At 58.7% G+C, this 17,060-nt stretch carries 12 protein-coding genes and 5 tRNA genes; 11 read left to right on the plus strand and 6 right to left on the minus strand.

The window, feature by feature from the left end; translation table 11 throughout:
• Positions 1 to 146 precede the first annotated feature (146 nt).
• The 9 genes from GWQ31_RS21360 (at position 147) to GWQ31_RS21400 (ending at position 6,008) form a co-directional block, all read left to right on the plus strand.
• Complete coding sequence (locus GWQ31_RS21360) at positions 147 to 656, plus strand: regulatory protein RecX (RefSeq protein WP_275910225.1); 510 nt, start codon at positions 147 to 149, stop codon at positions 654 to 656.
• A 411-nt stretch (positions 657 to 1,067) separates the two neighbouring features.
• Complete coding sequence (gene alaS / locus GWQ31_RS21365) at positions 1,068 to 3,692, plus strand: alanine--tRNA ligase (protein WP_021139425.1); 2,625 nt, start codon at positions 1,068 to 1,070, stop codon at positions 3,690 to 3,692.
• A gap of 16 nt (positions 3,693 to 3,708) precedes the next feature.
• The gene (locus GWQ31_RS21370) at positions 3,709 to 4,956 is read left to right on the plus strand and encodes an aspartate kinase (RefSeq protein ID WP_058395347.1); all 1,248 of its coding nucleotides are present in this window, start codon (positions 3,709 to 3,711) and stop codon (positions 4,954 to 4,956) included.
• A gap of 93 nt (positions 4,957 to 5,049) precedes the next feature.
• A complete protein-coding gene (gene csrA / locus GWQ31_RS21375) occupies positions 5,050 to 5,238 on the plus strand; it encodes a carbon storage regulator CsrA (protein ID WP_005315760.1) in 189 nt (62 codons plus the stop codon).
• 213 nt (positions 5,239 to 5,451) lie between these two features.
• A tRNA-Ser gene (locus GWQ31_RS21380) sits at positions 5,452 to 5,544 on the plus strand.
• A gap of 3 nt (positions 5,545 to 5,547) precedes the next feature.
• Positions 5,548 to 5,624, plus strand: a tRNA-Arg gene (locus GWQ31_RS21385).
• Positions 5,625 to 5,724: 100 nt separating this feature from the next.
• Positions 5,725 to 5,801 (plus strand) — tRNA-Arg (locus GWQ31_RS21390).
• 27 nt (positions 5,802 to 5,828) lie between these two features.
• Positions 5,829 to 5,905: transfer RNA gene (locus GWQ31_RS21395), tRNA-Arg, on the plus strand.
• A 26-nt stretch (positions 5,906 to 5,931) separates the two neighbouring features.
• Positions 5,932 to 6,008, plus strand: a tRNA-Arg gene (locus GWQ31_RS21400).
• Positions 6,009 to 6,335: 327 nt separating this feature from the next.
• Here the strand turns inward: GWQ31_RS21400 and pbpG are convergent.
• The 6 genes from pbpG to pepA form a co-directional block, all read right to left on the minus strand.
• Positions 6,336 to 7,163 carry a D-alanyl-D-alanine endopeptidase gene (pbpG, locus tag GWQ31_RS21405; RefSeq protein WP_275910226.1) on the minus strand — a complete coding sequence of 276 codons (828 nt, stop codon included), beginning with the start codon at positions 7,161 to 7,163 and terminating at the stop codon, positions 6,336 to 6,338.
• Between the two features lie 136 nt (positions 7,164 to 7,299).
• Entirely contained in the window at positions 7,300 to 7,965 is a 666-nt protein-coding gene (locus GWQ31_RS21410; RefSeq protein WP_021140999.1) for a DedA family protein, read from the minus strand.
• 18 nt (positions 7,966 to 7,983) lie between these two features.
• Positions 7,984 to 9,276: a hemolysin family protein gene (locus tag GWQ31_RS21415; protein WP_275910227.1), complete on the minus strand. Its 1,293-nt coding sequence runs from the start codon at positions 9,274 to 9,276 to the stop codon at positions 7,984 to 7,986.
• A gap of 184 nt (positions 9,277 to 9,460) precedes the next feature.
• A complete protein-coding gene (locus tag GWQ31_RS21420) occupies positions 9,461 to 12,313 on the minus strand; it encodes a valine--tRNA ligase (RefSeq protein WP_275910228.1) in 2,853 nt (950 codons plus the stop codon).
• 65 nt (positions 12,314 to 12,378) lie between these two features.
• A complete protein-coding gene (locus tag GWQ31_RS21425; RefSeq protein ID WP_005315744.1) occupies positions 12,379 to 12,834 on the minus strand; it encodes a DNA polymerase III subunit chi in 456 nt (151 codons plus the stop codon).
• 174 nt (positions 12,835 to 13,008) lie between these two features.
• Positions 13,009 to 14,517, minus strand: coding sequence for a leucyl aminopeptidase (gene pepA, locus GWQ31_RS21430; protein ID WP_265461974.1), 1,509 nt, complete (start codon positions 14,515 to 14,517; stop codon positions 13,009 to 13,011).
• A 172-nt stretch (positions 14,518 to 14,689) separates the two neighbouring features.
• Between pepA and lptF the strand changes: the two genes are divergently transcribed.
• Both lptF and lptG read left to right on the plus strand, forming a co-directional pair.
• Positions 14,690 to 15,802 (plus strand): LPS export ABC transporter permease LptF, encoded by a 1,113-nt coding sequence (gene lptF, locus GWQ31_RS21435; RefSeq protein ID WP_034524441.1) that lies wholly within the window; start codon positions 14,690 to 14,692, stop codon positions 15,800 to 15,802.
• A 25-nt stretch (positions 15,803 to 15,827) separates the two neighbouring features.
• On the plus strand, positions 15,828 to 16,898 hold the full coding sequence (lptG, locus tag GWQ31_RS21440; RefSeq protein ID WP_005315733.1) for an LPS export ABC transporter permease LptG: 1,071 nt from the start codon (positions 15,828 to 15,830) through the stop codon (positions 16,896 to 16,898).
• Positions 16,899 to 17,060 lie beyond the last annotated feature (162 nt).

Raw genomic sequence — 17,060 nt, forward strand, 5'->3', positions numbered from 1 at the left:
GACCAAAGACGGTTAATCGGGCATTTTTATGGTTGTTCACTGGGGCACCTCGGATGATTGGTTTGGTTGGCGCCTCCAGTTTTCCGGGAATGCCCCGAGTGAACAACCTACAGAGAGATCACAGCTAACCCCCGGCCTTGTCATTTATGACTGATACACCTAACTGCGAACCCACTGAACCCTCCTTCGAAGAGCAGTTTGCTGCCGCCCGCGCTTTTGCCATGCGCAGTCTGGCTCGCCGCGAGAGCGCCGAGTCTGAACTGGCCAACCGGCTGCGCCAGCAGGGCTTCAACGAAGATGTCGCCTGCGCTGTCGTCGACTACTGCCGAGGGTATAACTGGGTCAATGACGAGCGCTATGGCGCCATGGCGGTGCGATCTGGTGCTGCCAAGGGTCATGGTCCCATCAAGATCCGCTTTGAGCTGCGCCGCAAGGGGCTGGACGATGGCCAGATAGAGGCCGCGTTCGATCAGCCTGAACTGGACTGGTTCGAGCTGGCTCTGGCCCTGCTTGAGCGACGAGCCAGAGCCAGCGATCTGGGAGACTTCAAACTGCGGATGAAGTGGCTCAAGTATCTGCTGGGCCGCGGGTTTAATCAGGATCAGGCCCGTTATGCCATCGCGACCATGATGGAGAGCGAAACTCAAGACGATTGATCTGGAAGCGGCATGCCATCAACCGTGCTGACCGTGCCATTATCCCGATACAGGTCAGGCGACCCGCCTTATTCCTGCAGTGTGCCGGGTGACCGCCAGTCAGCCCATGAGGCCACAGGTCGCGTCACATCAAGCCACCAAGCGGTGCACAGTTCGAACGGCAGGCCCACGTCCGCGTATTGAGGGTGGGTTCCTTGTTTCTGTAAGCTCACCGACCCGTTTTGCCACGAATATTCCCCCGCGTGTGGCCGTATTTTCTCTGCAAAAACCGCTTGTCTGCCCCCATTGCCCGCCAACACACATTTATGTGCACTTTTTCACCCGTGACCGACCGGCACGTTTTACTTTACCCCGCAGAAAACTTACATTAATGCGGTTAAAAGTCCGTATTCGAATCAAGCAGGATTTTCCATGTATATGTCCACGTCAGAGATACGCGCTGCGTTTCTCGAGTATTTCCGCTCTCAGGGGCACCAGGTTGTCTCTTCCAGCTCGCTGGTACCGCATAACGACCCGACCCTGTTGTTTACCAACGCAGGCATGAACCAGTTCAAGGATGTGTTCCTTGGTGCAGACAAGCGTGCCTACAATCGGGCAACCACTTCCCAGCGTTGTGTCCGTGCCGGTGGTAAACACAATGACCTGGAAAACGTCGGCTATACCGCTCGTCACCACACCTTCTTCGAAATGCTGGGCAACTTCAGCTTCGGTGACTACTTCAAGCAGGACGCCATCCGTTTTGCCTGGGAATTCCTGACCGGTACTCTCCAGCTGCCCAAAGAGCGTTTGCTGGTAACCGTGTATGAAACGGACGATGAAGCCTTCAATATCTGGGCAAACGAAGTGGGTGTGCCGGTCGAGCGCATAGTGCGCATCGGTGACAACAAGGGGGCAGCCTTTGCTTCCGATAACTTCTGGCAGATGGGTGATACAGGTCCGTGTGGCCCCTGCACCGAGATCTTCTATGACCACGGCGATCACATCTGGGGTGGTCCTCCCGGTTCACCGGAAGAAGATGGCGACCGTTTCATCGAGATCTGGAACGTGGTGTTCATGCAGTTCAACCGTCAGGCTGACGGCACCATGGAACCGCTGCCCCGTCCGTCCGTGGATACCGGCATGGGTCTGGAGCGTATCTCCGCCATCATGCAGGGCGTGCACTCCAACTACGAAATCGACATCTTCCAGGCGCTGATCAAGAAAGCGGCCGAGATCGTCGGCACTACCGATCTCAGCAATCAGTCCCTGCGCGTCATCGCAGACCACATCCGCTCCTGCGCCTTCCTGATCGCTGACGGCGTCATGCCGTCCAACGAAGGTCGTGGCTATGTGCTGCGCCGCATTATCCGTCGCGCTGTGCGTCACGGTCGCAAGCTGGGTGCCACCGACGTCTTCTTCTACAAGCTGGCTGCCGAGCTGGCGGTGCAGATGAAAGACGTGGGCGCCGAGCTGATTGCCCAGCTGCCGCTGGTCGAGCGCGTGCTGCGCATCGAGGAAGAGCAGTTCGTCCGTACGCTGGATCGCGGCCTGCTGCTGCTGGAAGACGTGCTGGCCAACCTGGGTGATGCCAAGGTCATACCTGGCGAGGTGGTGTTCAAGCTGTATGACACCTACGGCTTCCCGGCTGACCTGACCGCCGACGTGGTGCGCGAGCGCGAGATCGGCATCGACGAAGAGGGCTTCAATGCCGAGATGGAGAAGCAGCGTGCCCGCGCGAAAGAGGCTTCCAGCTTCGGTGTGAACTACAACGAGGTGCTCAAGCTGGACTTCGAGACCCCGTTTACCGGTTACAAGCAGCTGAGCCAGAAAACCAGCGTCGTCGGCATCTACAAGGATGGCGTCGAAGTGAATGGCCTCATCGCCGGTGAAGAAGCCGTCGTGGTACTGGCCGAGACTCCCTTCTACGCCGAGTCAGGTGGTCAGGTGGGTGATTGCGGTGTGCTCAAGGTAGATGACGGCATCTTCGCCGTGACCGATACCCAGAAAGCGGGCAAGGCCATCATCCACAAGGGTTATCTGGAGCTGGGTACCCTGGAGAAAGGCGCCCTGGTCGAAGCCGTGGTCGATGGCGAGCGTCGTCAGGCTGTGGCCCTGAACCACTCTGTGACTCACCTGCTGCACGCAGCCCTGCGCCAGGCGCTGGGGGATCACGTGACTCAGAAAGGGTCTCTGGTGGGGGCTGAGCGCATGCGCTTCGATTTCTCCCACTTCGAAGGACTGACCATGGCGACCATTCGTCGGGTCGAGGAGCTGGTCAATGCCCAGATCCGTGCCAACCACGACATCGCTACCCAGGTAATGGATCTGGAAGCGGCCAAGTCGGCCGGTGCCATGGCGCTGTTTGGTGAAAAATATGAAGACGACGTGCGCGTCGTGCGCATGGGCGACTACTCCACCGAGCTGTGCGGCGGTACTCACGCCAAGCGCACCGGTGACATCGGCTTCTTCAAGATCATCGCCGAGAGCGGCATTGCCGCCGGTGTGCGTCGCATCGAAGCCGTGACCGGCAAGGGTGCCATCGATTTCATGCACCAGATGGGTGAGCAGATCGAAGAGGCAGCGGCTCTGGTGAAGGGGGATCAGTTCTCCATCGCCGATAAAGTGCGCCAGATACTGGACAAGTCCAAGATGATGGAGCGCGAGCTGGAGCAGCTCAAGGCCAAGCTGGCCGCCCAGGCTGGTAGCGACCTGTTGAGTCAGGTGATCGAGATCAACGGTCAGAAGGTGCTGATAGCGGCGCTGGAAGGGGCGGATCCGAAGTCACTGCGTGGCATGCTGGATGAGCTGAAAAACCGGATGAAGTCCGGTGTCGTGCTGCTGGCAACCAGCAGCGATGACAAGGTCAACCTGATCGCCGGCGTGACCAGCGATTTGACCGGCAAGGTCAAGGCCGGTGAGCTGGTCAATCTGGTGGCCCAGCAGGTGGGTGGCAAGGGTGGTGGTCGTCCTGACATGGCTCAGGCGGGTGGCACTCAGCCGGAAGCTGTGCCTGCGGCACTGCAATCCGTTCACTCCTGGCTGGAAGAGCGCCTGTAAAAGGGCGAGGTGATCTGTGGCACTCTATGTACAGAAGTACGGCGGCACCTCGGTCGGCACACTGGAGCGGATCGAGGCGGTGGCTGAACGGGTTCAACTGACCCGCGCCCAGGGACACGACGTGGTGGTAGTGGTCTCTGCCATGTCGGGGGAAACCAACCGGTTGCTGGGTATGGCCCAGCGGCTGGATCCTGATGCCAACCGGCGCGAGATGGATGTGCTCGTCTCCACCGGTGAGCAGGTCACCATAGCGCTGCTGGCGATCGCGTTGAACAAACGCGGTTGCGCTGCGGTCTCTATGACCGGCGATCAGGTACGCATTCATACCGACTCCGCCTATGGCAAGGCACGTATCACCCACATCGACACCGAACAGGTTCAGGCTGAACTGGGGGCGGGCAAGGTGGTGGTGATCGCCGGTTTCCAGGGCCGTGATGAGCACAATGCCATCACGACCCTGGGGCGCGGTGGGTCGGATACCACGGCAGTGGCGGTAGCCGCGGCCATCAAGGCCGATGAATGCCAGATCTTTACCGATGTGGATGGGGTCTATACCACGGATCCGCGCATCGAGCCCAAGGCCCGTCGTCTTTCCACCATCACCTTCGAGGAGATGCTGGAGATGGCGAGCCTGGGAGCCAAGGTGCTGCAGATCCGTTCGGTGGAATTCGCGGGCAAGTACCGCGTGCCACTACGGGTGCTGTCGAGCTTTGTCGATGGAGAGGGAACCTTAATCACATATGGAGGTGAGAGGATGGAAGCTCCCCTGGTATCCGGGATAGCCTTCAATCGCAACGAGGCCAGTCTGACCATTCTGGGTGTGCCGGACAGGCCCACAGTTGCGGCGCAGATCCTGAATCCGATCAGCGACGCCAACATAGATGTCGACATGATAGTGCAGAACACGCTGGGGGATGGCACAGCCGACTTCACCTTCACGGTGAATCGTGATGACTATCGCCGGGCGCGCGCCTTGCTGGAGGAGACCGCCAGCGAACTGGGGGCCGCCTGCGTGCAGGGCAACGGCGAGATAGCCAAGGTGTCCATTGTCGGTGTCGGCATGTGGAACCACCCTGGCGTTGCCCGCACCATGTTCAAGGTATTGGGCGAGGAAGGGATCAACATGCAGTTGATTTCCACCTCTGAAATCAAAATATCCGTGGTGATTGACGAGAAGTACCTGGAGCTGGCCGTGCGCGCCTTGCACGCCGCTTTCGGGCTGGATAATGAGCCTCATGAGCAGCCCTTGGGGAACAATCCCTGATTGATTTAGTTTCAACCATTTACCATATCGGTATCTTTGTAAGATAATGTCGCATATCGATATAAATACAAAACAGGATACAGGAGCAAGCGAATGCTTATTTTGACTCGTCGTGTAGGGGAAACCCTGATGATTGGTGACGAAGTGACTGTCACCGTACTGGGCGTTAAAGGCAATCAGGTTCGTATCGGTGTTAACGCACCGAAAGAGGTCTCCGTACACCGTGAAGAGATCTACATGCGGATACAGGCCGAGAAAGTGCCGGGCCAACCGAATTTCTAAGCCGCATCGATAGCTGCTTTAAGGCGACACTGGTTGTGTCGCCTTTTGTTTTTTTGCGCGTCTGAAATGGCCCTGCAAGGCACTAAACTGTGGGGTAAGTGCCGATATTGTTTGAATATTCCACGCTTTGTCCAAATGCTGAGCGAACACGCTTTTTTCTCCAAAAAAGTGTTTGACTAAAAATCCCTGTGAAGTATTATCAGCCCCGCAAACGGAGAGGTGGCCGAGAGGCTGAAGGCGCTCCCCTGCTAAGGGAGTATGCGGCTTATACCCGCATCGGGGGTTCGAATCCCCCCTTCTCCGCCATTTGCGCCCGTAGCTCAGCTGGATAGAGTACCTGGCTACGAACCAGGTGGTCGGAGGTTCGAATCCTCCCGGGCGCACCATATTACGACTCAAGCAAGAGTCATGTGTTGACCATCAGCAAGTCGACACTTTGGAAAAGGCTTACTGATAAGTAAGCTTTTTTTATCGTTTTAAATCAGGGCGCCCGTAGCTCAGCTGGATAGAGTACCTGGCTACGAACCAGGTGGTCGGAGGTTCGAATCCTCCCGGGCGCACCATTTTGAGCAGTACACAAAAGTTTGTGAGCGCCCGTAGCTCAGCTGGATAGAGTACCTGGCTACGAACCAGGTGGTCGGAGGTTCGAATCCTCCCGGGCGCACCATTTTGAGCAGTACCAAAAGTTGATGAGCGCCCGTAGCTCAGCTGGATAGAGTACCTGGCTACGAACCAGGTGGTCGGAGGTTCGAATCCTCCCGGGCGCACCATACAGACAGCCTCGACTTAGGTCGGGGCTGTTTTTTTATGTGCCGGAGCTGGCCAGACAGCCCTTGATGCCTGGCAACATGACCAATCGTCCCCTTTCTCTCCCCTCATCTATGGGTTTCCACCCGGCCTCACCCCTGCGTTCACCTCGTCCTGCTGATCCCCCTGAATACCTTGCACCCTAGCGCCATTCTGCGCTCCTCTGCCAAATAGCGGGATGAGCCAAGCCGATGGGCAAGCGTGGCAGGCTCGACGTGACGAGACCCGTAGAGCTGCGGCCAATAAAAAAGGATGCCGCAGCATCCTTTTTCTCACACCTGTTCAGAGACTCAGCTTTTCAGCCATTTGCGAATGCGGTTGGCATCGCCGATGGGGGTGCGCTTGCCCACAGAGTTGAGCAGTATTATGGCCAGCTCACGGCTGTCGGGTTTGGCGCGCATCACCAGACAGCGGCCTGCCTCATCGGTGAAGCCCGTTTTGGAGAGGCGCACACCCCAGTCAGGGTTCTTCACCAGCGGGTTGGTGTTGTTGAACATCAGGCGATAGGCGGGGGTACTGAAGCGCATATCCCGGTTTGCATCCTGAGTGAACTGGCGGATCAGCGGCTGGCGATAGGCGGCGGAGACGAGCTTGGCCAGATCCTGGGCGGTGGAGACGTTGCGCGTCGACAGGCCGGTGGAGTCGTGGAAGCGGCTGTTGCGCATGCCAAGCTGTCTGGCTTTGTTGTTCATGGCGCGGATGAAGGCCTGGCGGCCGCCGGGATAGTGGCGTGCCAAGGCCGAAGCCATGCGGTTTTCGGAGGACATCAAGGTCAAATGCAGGGCATCACGGCGCGTCACCTTGGTGCCGAAACGGATGCGTGAATAGGTGTGCTTGACGTTGTCCCTGTCATTCTGATCTATGGTCAGGGTCTGGTTGAGGTTCTGTCGCCCCTCCAGTACCACCAGCGCCGTCATCAGCTTGGTCAGCGAGGCGATTGGCCGAACCCGGGTGGCGTTTTTCTGATACAGAGTCTTGCCCGTGTTGACGTCCACTACAAGGGCACTGCTCGATCGCAGTTGCAGTTTGGCCGGGTTGGGGGCAGCCAATGCTGCTGGCAAACCCAGCAGTCCAACCAATGCATATACCAGCGCCATTGCGCTAACCCGACACCGCATACTACCGACTCCGTTTACATCGAAAAAAGGCGCTAGATTCACGCATTTTTACTCTGGTTTTACAAGGGTGCCCGTGGGAATTCACCACTATTTTGGTAAAAAAAGAGCCATCTTGCGATGGCCCTGTGTGTTTGACTCAATCCCGTGGGAGAACGGCTTTGCGTTTGCTCAGCCAGCGCCAGAGCAGGGCGACAATGCCCCCCAGCAGGAGCACCAGCGGCAGGTAGAGAATGATGCTGAGAAACTGTGACTCATACTGGGCTGCAAGCTTGGTGTGGCTCAGATAGTAACCCAGACCGACCAGCGGGCAGATCCACATGATGGAGCTGATCAGATTGACGATGAGAAAGCGCCCCTGGGGGATCTCGGTCGCCCCGACGATATAGGGGTAGGCAGTGCGTACGAAAGCAATATAGCGGGCGGTGATCAGGGTCAGGATGCCGTACTTGTCCAGCAGATAGAAGACCTTCTCCTTGTGCCTCTCTTCCACATGGGACAAGAGACGATGGTACATCTGGGTATGGCCGAGGAAGCGACCCTGCATATAGCCCAGCCAGGTACCGACGAAGGTAGCCAGGATAAGTAGCGGCACTATGCTCAGGGAGAGCACATCCTGATAGATGAGTACCCCCGTCAGGATCAGCAGGCTATCACCGGGCAAGAAGGCGGTAGGGATGAAGCCATTCTCCAGCACCAGAAACGTCAATAACACGCCGCAGACCATAAAGGCCATCTTGGGATCGGACAAGGTCACCAGATCCTGATGCATAAAGGCGTGAGCCAGTTGGTAAAACTGCTCCATTCTTGCAAACTCCGCAGGTTAGCTGGGTTGATCGAGCAAAGGCACGGCGATCACCTTGTCGATGCGCAGACCATCCATGTCAACAATTTCCAGTTGCCACTGTTCCAGTGTGACCAGATCTCCGATCCTGGGAACACGGCCAAGGAGCAGCATAATAAGCCCTCCGAGGGTGTGGTAGTGATGTTTTTCTTCTTCCGGCAGTTGAGCCAGTCTCAGGCAGTCTTTCAACTCCGGCAGGGGAATGAGGCCGTCCAGCAGCCAGCTGCCGTCGGCTCGCTGGAATGCCCAGTTATCCTCGCTGTCTTCCTGCTGAAAATCGCCTGCCAGCGTCTCCAGCAGATCCTGCTGAGTGACCAGCCCCTGCAACTCGCCATATTCGTCCACTACCAGCACCATGTGCTCGGCGTGGGTGCGAAAATGATTGAGCAGCTCGAGTCCGTTGAGGGTCTCCGGCAACAGGCTGCCATCCTGGGTCAGGGCCGCCAGATTGATGGGCTCCCCTTTGATGTAGGCGTGCAGCACCTTGCTGACGTTGATGATGCCCACCAGATCGGAAAGGCTGCCGTCACAGACGGGGAAGCAGCTGTGGCGATACTCCACCAGTCGCTGCAGGTTCACCTCCAGTGGCAGCGCGAGATCCAGATAACGGATGTCGCTGCGCGGCACCATCAGGGAGGCCAGACTGCGTTCGTCGAGACGAAACACGTTGCGCAGCATAGTGTGTTCATGATCTTCGATGACCCCGGCTTCCGAGCCCTCCGCCAGCATGGCGTGGATCTCCTCCTGGGTCACGTTGGCACCACCATCCTGCTTGGCCCTGAGAATACGCAGGCTGGCGTTGGTGGAGGCCGACAGCAGCCAGACGAAGGGGCGGGTGACGGCAGCCAGCCACATCATGGGGCGCGCGACCAGACAGGCGAGGCGTTCGGCGTTGAGCTGACCGAGGCGTTTGGGCACCAGTTCACCGACAACGATGGAGAGGTAGGTGACGATGACGATCACCAGCACGGTCGCAAGCATGCTGCTGCTCTTGGCGGCCATGCCCCACTCCTGCAGCCAGAGCGCCAGCGGTTGGGCCAGCAGTGACTCGCCGTAGATGCCGTTGAGCAGACCTATGCTGGTAATGCCTATCTGGACGGCGGAGAGGAAGTTGGTCGGATCTTCGCTCAGTCTGAGGGCTATGGCAGCAGAACGACTCCCTTCGCTCGCCATCTTGCCAAGGCGGGCCTTGCGTGCGGTAACAATGGCGATTTCCGACATGGCAAAGACGCCATTGAGCAAGATCAATCCAAACAGGATCAATATTTCCATACTGCCACTGCACTCCCGATAGAAAAGATCGCTGGCAGTGTAATGAATTTGGGGGAGATGCGCTTGTGAAAGCAGGTGATTTGGCTCGCTAAATTTGTATGAAAATGTGAGCAAACCCGCGGGGATGGGGCAGATAAACAAAAGCCCCCTGTGAAAAGGGGGCTTTGTCAGGACTGCAGCCGACTTACAGGGCGGCGATCTCTACCTGCTGTGCCTCGAGCGTCACCAGTTGGGCACGGTACTCTTCCAGCTTCTCGCGCTCCTTGGCAATGACGGCTTCCGGCGCCTTGGCAACGAAGGCCTCGTTGCCGAGCTTGCCTTCGATACGGGCGCATTCACCGACCAGCTTGGCCACTTCTTTGGCCAGACGGGTCAGTTCGGCATCCTTGTCGATGAGGCCAGCCATGGGGATCATCAGCTCGGTGGCACCGATCAGCTTCTTCACCGACAGGGGCGCCACTTCGCCGTCCGCCAGTACGCGGATGGATTCCAGACGGGCCAGGGACTTGAGGAAAGCCTCGTTGTCACCGGCGCGCTGGGTGTCCTTGGCATCGCACTTGAGCAGCACGTTCAAGGCCACGCTCGGCGCCACGTTCATCTCGGCGCGGATGTTGCGAATGCCGACGATAAACTCCTTCACCCACTCCTGATCCGCCATGGCAGCGTCGTCTACCTTGGCGGCATCGAACTCGGGGAAGGCTTGCAGCATGATGGTGTCGGCGTGCACGCCGGTCAGCGGCGCCACCGATTTCCAGATGGTTTCGGTGATGAAGGGGATGATCGGGTGCGCCAGACGCAGCAGGGTTTCCAGCACAGTCACCAAGGTGTGACGGGTGGCACGCTGCTCGGCCTCGGAGCCTTTGCCCAACACCGGCTTGGTCAGCTCCAGATACCAGTCACAGAACTGGTTCCAGATAAATTCGTACAGCACACCGGCGGCGATGTCGAAGCGGTAGGTGTCCAGCGCGGTGCGGAAGTCGCGGATGGCGACCTGCAGCTGGGACTGGATCCAGCGATCTGCCAGGCTGAACACCATCTCACCGCCGCCAAAGCCACAATCCTGATCTTCGGTGTTCATCAGCACGTAGCGGGAGGCGTTCCACAACTTGTTGCAGAAGTTGTTGTAGCCGTCCAGGCGCTTCATGTCCCAGTTGATGTCACGACCGGTAGAGGCCAGCGCCGCCAGGGTGAAGCGCAGGGCGTCGGTACCGTGTGCCTCGATCCCTTCCGGGAACTGCTTGGCGGTACGCTTGCCGATCTTCTCGGCCATCTGCGGCTGCATCATGTTGCCGGTGCGCTTCTCCATCAGGTCTTCCAGCGAGATGCCGTCGATCATGTCGAGGGGATCCAGCACGTTGCCCTTGGACTTGGACATCTTCTGGCCTTCTTCGTCACGGATGAGGCCCGTGATGTAGACGGTCTTGAACGGGACTTGCGGCTGGCCGTTTTCGTCCTTGATGAAGTGCATGGTCATCATGATCATCCGGGCGATCCAGAAGAAGATGATGTCAAAGCCGCTCATCAGCACGTCGGTCGGGTGGAAGGTCTTGAGTGCTTCGGTGTTGTTCGGCCAGCCCAGGGTGGAGAAGGTCCACAGGGCGGAGCTGAACCAGGTGTCGAGCACGTCTTCGTCCTGACGCAGTACTGTTACGGACGGTATGCTGTGCTTGGCACGCACTTCTGCCTCGTCACGGCCCACGTAGACGTTGCCGGCGTCGTCATACCAGGCCGGGATGCGGTGACCCCACCACAGCTGACGGGAGACACACCAGTCCTGAATGTCGCGCATCCAGGAGAAGTACATGTTCTCGTACTGCTTGGGCACGAACTGGATGCGGCCATCTTCCACCGCTTCGATGGCGGTCTTGGCCATCGGCGCCACACGCACGTACCACTGGTCGGTCAGCATGGGCTCGATGGGCACACCACCGCGATCGCCGTAAGGCTGCTGCAGCACGTGATCCTTGATTTCAGCCAACAGGCCCAGCTCATCCAGCTTGGCCACAATGGCCTTGCGGGCGGCGAAGCGCTCCATTCCGGCGAACTCGCTCGGCAGGGCGGCGTCGTAGGCGGTGCTGGGGTTGCCGTTGGTGTCGACCACTTCGGCCTCGGCGCGCACGTGGGCGTCCAGGGTGAAGATGTTGATCATCGGCAGGTTGTGGCGCTTGCCCACTTCGTTGTCGTTGAAGTCGTGGGCCGGGGTGATCTTCACGCAGCCGGTGCCCTTCTCCATGTCGGCGTGCTCGTCGGCAACGATGGGGATCAGACGGTTCACCAGTGGCAGCAGTATGTGCTGGCCGATCAGCGCTTTGTAACGGGGATCTTCCGGGTTCACGGCCACTGCGGTATCGCCCAGCATGGTTTCCGGACGGGTGGTGGCGACGATCAGGTGATCCTGACCCTCGGCGGTCTTGGCGCCATTGGCCAGCGGATAGCGCAGGTGCCACATGTGGCCCTTGATCTCGCGGTTCTCCACTTCCAGATCTGAGATGGCGGTGTTGAGTTTCGGATCCCAGTTCACCAGACGCTTGCCGCGGTACATAAGGCCATCTTCGTAGAGACGGACAAACACTTCCTGCACGGCACTCGAGAGACCCTCATCCATGGTGAAGCGCTCGCGCTCCCAGTCCACGGAGTCGCCGAGGCGGCGCATCTGGCGGGTGATGGTGCCGCCGGACTCTTCCTTCCACTGCCAGATCTTGTCGATGAAGGCATCGCGACCGTAGTCGTGACGGGTCTTGCCCTCTTCGGCGGCGATCTTGCGCTCCACCACCATCTGGGTGGCGATACCTGCGTGGTCGGTGCCCGCCTGCCACAGGGTGTTCTTGCCCTGCATGCGGTTGTAGCGGATCAAGGTGTCCATCAGGGTTTGCTGGAAGGCGTGACCCATGTGCAGGCTGCCGGTGACGTTCGGCGGCGGGATCATGATGCAGAAGGAGTCTTTGCTGGTGTCGCCGTGGGGCTTGAAGTAACCCTGGGCTTCCCAGTGCTGATAGAGCGCCTGTTCGATGGCGTTGTGATTAAAAGTCTTTTCCATGGTCTCGCCGTAATCTGGATGGATGGAGTCTGGTGTTGATTCGTCGTGGATCGAGGGTGGTGCAGTCAGGGCTGCGCCGGATCCGGTGCGGCAAGGACGGGCTGATCCCTCATCTCGAGGGCATGGCCTGCCTGGCGATAGTGCTTGTAGCGCTCGCGGGCTTGCTGCTTTTGCGTTTCGTCAGTGGGGACAAAATCTACCACTTGAGCGAAGTGTCCTGCAAACAAAGGTGTCTCTCTGGCCAGATTGATGAGGCGGGCGTAGCGCCGTTTCGGCGGCTGATGGCCTATCTCCACCGGCGCCTGACCGCTCTCGCCTTGCAACTGGTGCGGCACGAAACGCTCTGGTGGCAGTTGCCACAGCAGCTCGTCCAGGCGCAGGGCCTGCGCCTCATCGTCGCAAAACAGGTAGAGGTGGCCTGCGCCCCACGACTCGGCCGCCAGTTGGCAGGCGAGCCGTTCGACGGCGCTGGCCTGTGCGTCATCCTGTTCGTTCATCAGGTAAAAAGTCACTTGGCTCATCAGGTTGATCCCGTTTTGCGGTGACGGACTATTGACCGCCGAAGAGGCTGACAGGGAGTTTTCCCGCCTGCTGCTCACTGATTCAAGAATGAAACAAGGAAGAGGCGGGCCTCTTCCTTGTGGTACTGGGCAACTCCCGGGCTTCCGATGTATTCATCGAAAGGGGCAGGGGAGTTACTCCTTCTCTTCGATATCCACGCCTGCCCGGTTGAGCAGGAACTGGGTCAGCAGGGGAACCGGACGACCGGTGGAGCCTTTGTCCTTGCCACTCTTCCAGGCAGTCCCGGCGATATCCAGGTGGGCCCAGTTGTACTTCTTGGTGAAGCGTGACAGGAAGGCGGCCGCGGTAATGGTACCGGCCGGACGCCCGCCTATGTTGGCCATGTCGGCAAACGGGCTCTCCAGCTGTTCCTGATACTCCTCGAACAGCGGCAGGCGCCAGGCGCGATCGCCAGCCTGCTCGGAGGCGTTGAGCAGCTCGTGAGCCAGCGGGTTGTGGTTGGCCAGCAGCCCCGTGGTGTGGTGGCCCAGCGCTATGATGCAGGCACCGGTCAGGGTGGCCACGTCGATGACGGTCTCGGGATCGTAACGGTCCACATAGGTGAGCGCATCGCACAGCACCAGACGGCCTTCCGCATCCGTGTTCAGCACTTCAATGGTCTGGCCGGACATGGAGGTGAGGATGTCACCCGGGCGATAGGCGTTGCCACCCGGCATGTTCTCGCAACCGGCCAGCACGCCAATGACGTTGATGGGCAGCTGCAACTGTGCCAGGGCATGCATGGTACCGAGCACGGAGGCGGCGCCACCCATGTCGTACTTCATCTCGTCCATGCCTTCGGCCGGCTTGATGGAGATGCCGCCCGAATCGAAGGTCAGACCCTTGCCGACCAGCACTATGGGCTTGGCATCGGCGTTGCCCTTGTATTCGATGATGGCCATCATGGCTTCATTCTCGGAGCCACGGGCTACCGCCAGATAGGAGTTCATGCCGAGCTCGGCCATCTCCTGCTCGCCGATCACCTTGGTGGTGATATTGTCGAAAGAGTCGGCCAGACGGCGGGCTTGGGAGGCAAGATAGGCCGGATTGCAGACGTTGGGCGGCATGTTGGCCACGTCGCGGCAGACTCGGACCCCTTTCGCCACGGCCAGACCGTGGGCGATGGCTTTTTCACCAATGGTCAGTTCCCGACGCGTCGGCACATTGAATACCAGCTTGCGCAGCGGACGGCGCGGCTCGGCCTTGTTGGTCTTGAACTGATCAAAGTTGTAGAGGCCCGCCTTGGTGGTTTCCACCGCCTGACGCACCTTCCAATAGGTATCCCGCCCCTTGACGTGCAACTCGGTCAGGAAGCAGACAGCCTCCATGGAGCCGGTCTCGTTCAGGGTGGTGATGGTCTTGTTGATGATCTGCTTGTACTGGCGTTCGTCGAGTTCCCGCTCCTTGCCACAACCGACCAGCAGCACGCGCTCACTGAGCACGCCTGGTACTTGATGCAGCAACAGCATCTGGCCTGGTTTCCCTTCCAGGTCGCCACGGCGCAGCAGCGAGCTGATGTAGCCATCGCTGATCTTGTCCAGTTGTTCGGCAACCGGAGAGAGACGACGGGGCTCGAATACGCCGACCACGACGCAAGCACTGCGTTGCTTCTCAGGACTGCCACTCTTTACACTGAACTCCATGGAATCTCCTACATCCTAAAGACAAAAGGCACCTTTTATTGAATAATGCGGTGCTTGTTGGGGTATCAGAGGCGGAGCGAACAGCCATAGGCTCCGCAGTTCAAACTGGTAAAAATCCAATATAGGGCCCTATTTTTCAGGCATTCGACTAAAAACACAAGTTTACTTGGGAATGACTGTGATCGTTTTCCGATATTTGTTCAGGGAAACCCTGAAAACGCAGCTGGCAGTGTTATTCGTATTGCTGCTTATCTTTGTCAGCCAACAATTTATCAAGATCATCGGCGATGCCGCCGATGGCGAGGTACCGACACGCCTGGTTTCCACCCTGTTGCTGCTCAACCTGCCGAATATGGCGTTGTTGATGCTGCCTATCAGCCTGTTTTTAGCCATCTTGTTTGCTCACGGGCGCCTGTATGCCGAAAGTGAGATGACGGTGCTGCATGCGGTGGGATTCAGTCACCGCTTCGTGATGCGCTGCGCCATGGTGCTGGCCCTGTTGACGGCCGCCGTTGCGGCCTTCAACACCGGCTGGATAGCTCCCCAGGCCAAGGAACGGGAGTATCAGGTGATCGATGAATTCAAGGCGGATCCGGGTATCTCTTTCCTGCAGGCGGGTCGCTTCATGGAGCTCGACAAGGGACGCCTCGTTGCCTACATCCAGGAGTTGAATGACAAGGGGTCTCTGCTGCAGAAGATCTTCGTGCTGCAACGCTCCCATGATGGCAAGCCGCCCTCTGTGGTGGTCGCGACGGAAGGGGTAGTGACCCTCGACAGCAATGGCCTGCAATGGTTGACCCTGAAAGATGGTTCTCGCTATGAGGGGCACTTCAGCACCAGGCAGTTCCAGATCTCCGAATTTGACGAGTACAGTCTGGTGATCCGTCAGCAGGAGATGGAGCGTTCCAACCGCAAGGCGGCCGCCAGGCCGACGGTCGAGCTGCTGGGGACTCAGGACAACGGCATGATGGCCGAGCTGCAGTGGCGTATCTCGTTGCCGCTCTCCATTCTGGTGCTCACCTTCCTGGTAGTGCCACTGGCGCGGGTCAACCCCCGTCAGGGCCGTTATGCCAAGCTGCTGCCGGCCATCTTGCTCTATCTCTCCTACTTCCTGTTGCTCAGCGCGGCGCGCTCGGCCATCGACAGCGGACGCCTGCCCCATTGGCCGGGTATGTTCCTGGTGCCCCTGGTCTATCTGCTGTTGATCGGCCTGCCGCTCAACTTGCAGGGCACCAGTTGGTGGAACGGGGTGAAAGGACGCTATTTCAACAGAAAATCAGCATGATGCTGCAACTTAGGAATCTCGCCTGATGTTTGGCATTCTCGATAGATATATCGGCAGGGTCATTTTCATGTCGATCCTGCTGTGTGAACTGACCCTCGTCGGATTGGCTGCACTCATCAAGTATGTGGAGCAGCTCAAGTCGGTCGGGGAAGGCAACTACGACATGATCAATGCCCTCTATTACGTCCTGCTCTCCATGCCCAAGGAGGCGGTTCAGTTCTTCCCGCTGGCTGCCCTGCTGGGCGGACTCATAGGGCTGGGTCAGCTGGCGACCAGCTCTGAGCTGGTGGTGATGCAGGCGGCGGGCCGCTCCAAGATCAGTATCGTGATGGCGGCGCTCAAGACTGCGATCCCCTTGATGATACTGGTGGGATTGATGGGTGAGTATGTGGCGCCCATCGCCAAGCGGATGGCAGACGACGTCAAGGCTGGCGCGCTGTCAGAGGGGCGATTGACTGTTTCTGCTTATGGGGTCTGGGCACGTGATGGCAACAACTTCGTCAATATCAACGGGGTGCGCAACGATGGCGCACTGACCGGCATCACCCTTTATCGCTTCACGCCAGAGCGTAAACTGATCGATATCCTCCAGGCTCGCGAAGGCGTGTTTGAGCAGCATCACTGGCTGCTCAAGCAGGTCCAGATCACCCGTTTTGACGATCCCGCGCAGATCCTGAGCGAGACGCAGGCCCAGATGGAGTGGAGCTCAGAGCTCACGCCCAAGCAGCTCGGGGTGGTGAGTATCGACCCAGAAAACCTGCCGGTGGCCGGTCTGCTCGACTACATCGGCTATCTCGATGCCAACAAGCAGGATGCCGGGCGTTACAAGCTGGAGATGTGGCGCAAGCTGTTGTCGCCGCTCTCCGTGGTGGCCATGATACTGCTGGCTTCCTCCTTCATCTTCGGTCCGCTGCGCTCGGTGAGCATGGGCGCCCGCATGCTGATGGGGATTATGACCGGCTTCGCCGTCTATGTGAGCGATCGTGTGTTCGGCCCCATCAGTCTGGTGTACGCCGTGCCGCCGATCCTGGCCGCCATTGCTCCCAGCCTGTTGTTTGGCGGAATCTCCTTCTATATCTTGAGCCGCAAACAGTAGCGGCCTGCATAGACCAAACAAGAAGGGTACCCACTGGGCTGTCTCTTGATCACATCTGTTGATGCTCAAGAGACAGTGCCAGTTCATAGCCTTCAAGGAGGGTCTGTAACCTAAACCAGCCCTCCCATAACACCGCTATCGAGGCTCGCCCCGTTCTCTTGG

Source organism: Aeromonas sp. 2MA4, assembly GCF_029237305.1.
In the GTDB taxonomy this organism is placed as follows: domain Bacteria; phylum Pseudomonadota; class Gammaproteobacteria; order Enterobacterales; family Aeromonadaceae; genus Aeromonas; species Aeromonas salmonicida.

Coding starts and splice junctions, on each gene's coding strand:
- GWQ31_RS21420 (WP_275910228.1), bottom strand. CDS start 12,313: ATGGAAAAGACTTTTAATCACAACGCCATCGAACAGGCGCTCTATCAG.
- lptF (WP_034524441.1), top strand. CDS start 14,690: ATGACTGTGATCGTTTTCCGATATTTGTTCAGGGAAACCCTGAAAACG.
- csrA (WP_005315760.1), top strand. CDS start 5,050: ATGCTTATTTTGACTCGTCGTGTAGGGGAAACCCTGATGATTGGTGAC.
- lptG (WP_005315733.1), top strand. CDS start 15,828: ATGTTTGGCATTCTCGATAGATATATCGGCAGGGTCATTTTCATGTCG.
- GWQ31_RS21425 (WP_005315744.1), bottom strand. CDS start 12,834: ATGAGCCAAGTGACTTTTTACCTGATGAACGAACAGGATGACGCACAG.
- GWQ31_RS21360 (WP_275910225.1), top strand. CDS start 147: ATGACTGATACACCTAACTGCGAACCCACTGAACCCTCCTTCGAAGAG.
- alaS (WP_021139425.1), top strand. CDS start 1,068: ATGTATATGTCCACGTCAGAGATACGCGCTGCGTTTCTCGAGTATTTC.
- GWQ31_RS21410 (WP_021140999.1), bottom strand. CDS start 7,965: ATGGAGCAGTTTTACCAACTGGCTCACGCCTTTATGCATCAGGATCTG.
- GWQ31_RS21415 (WP_275910227.1), bottom strand. CDS start 9,276: ATGGAAATATTGATCCTGTTTGGATTGATCTTGCTCAATGGCGTCTTT.
- pepA (WP_265461974.1), bottom strand. CDS start 14,517: ATGGAGTTCAGTGTAAAGAGTGGCAGTCCTGAGAAGCAACGCAGTGCT.
- pbpG (WP_275910226.1), bottom strand. CDS start 7,163: ATGCGGTGTCGGGTTAGCGCAATGGCGCTGGTATATGCATTGGTTGGA.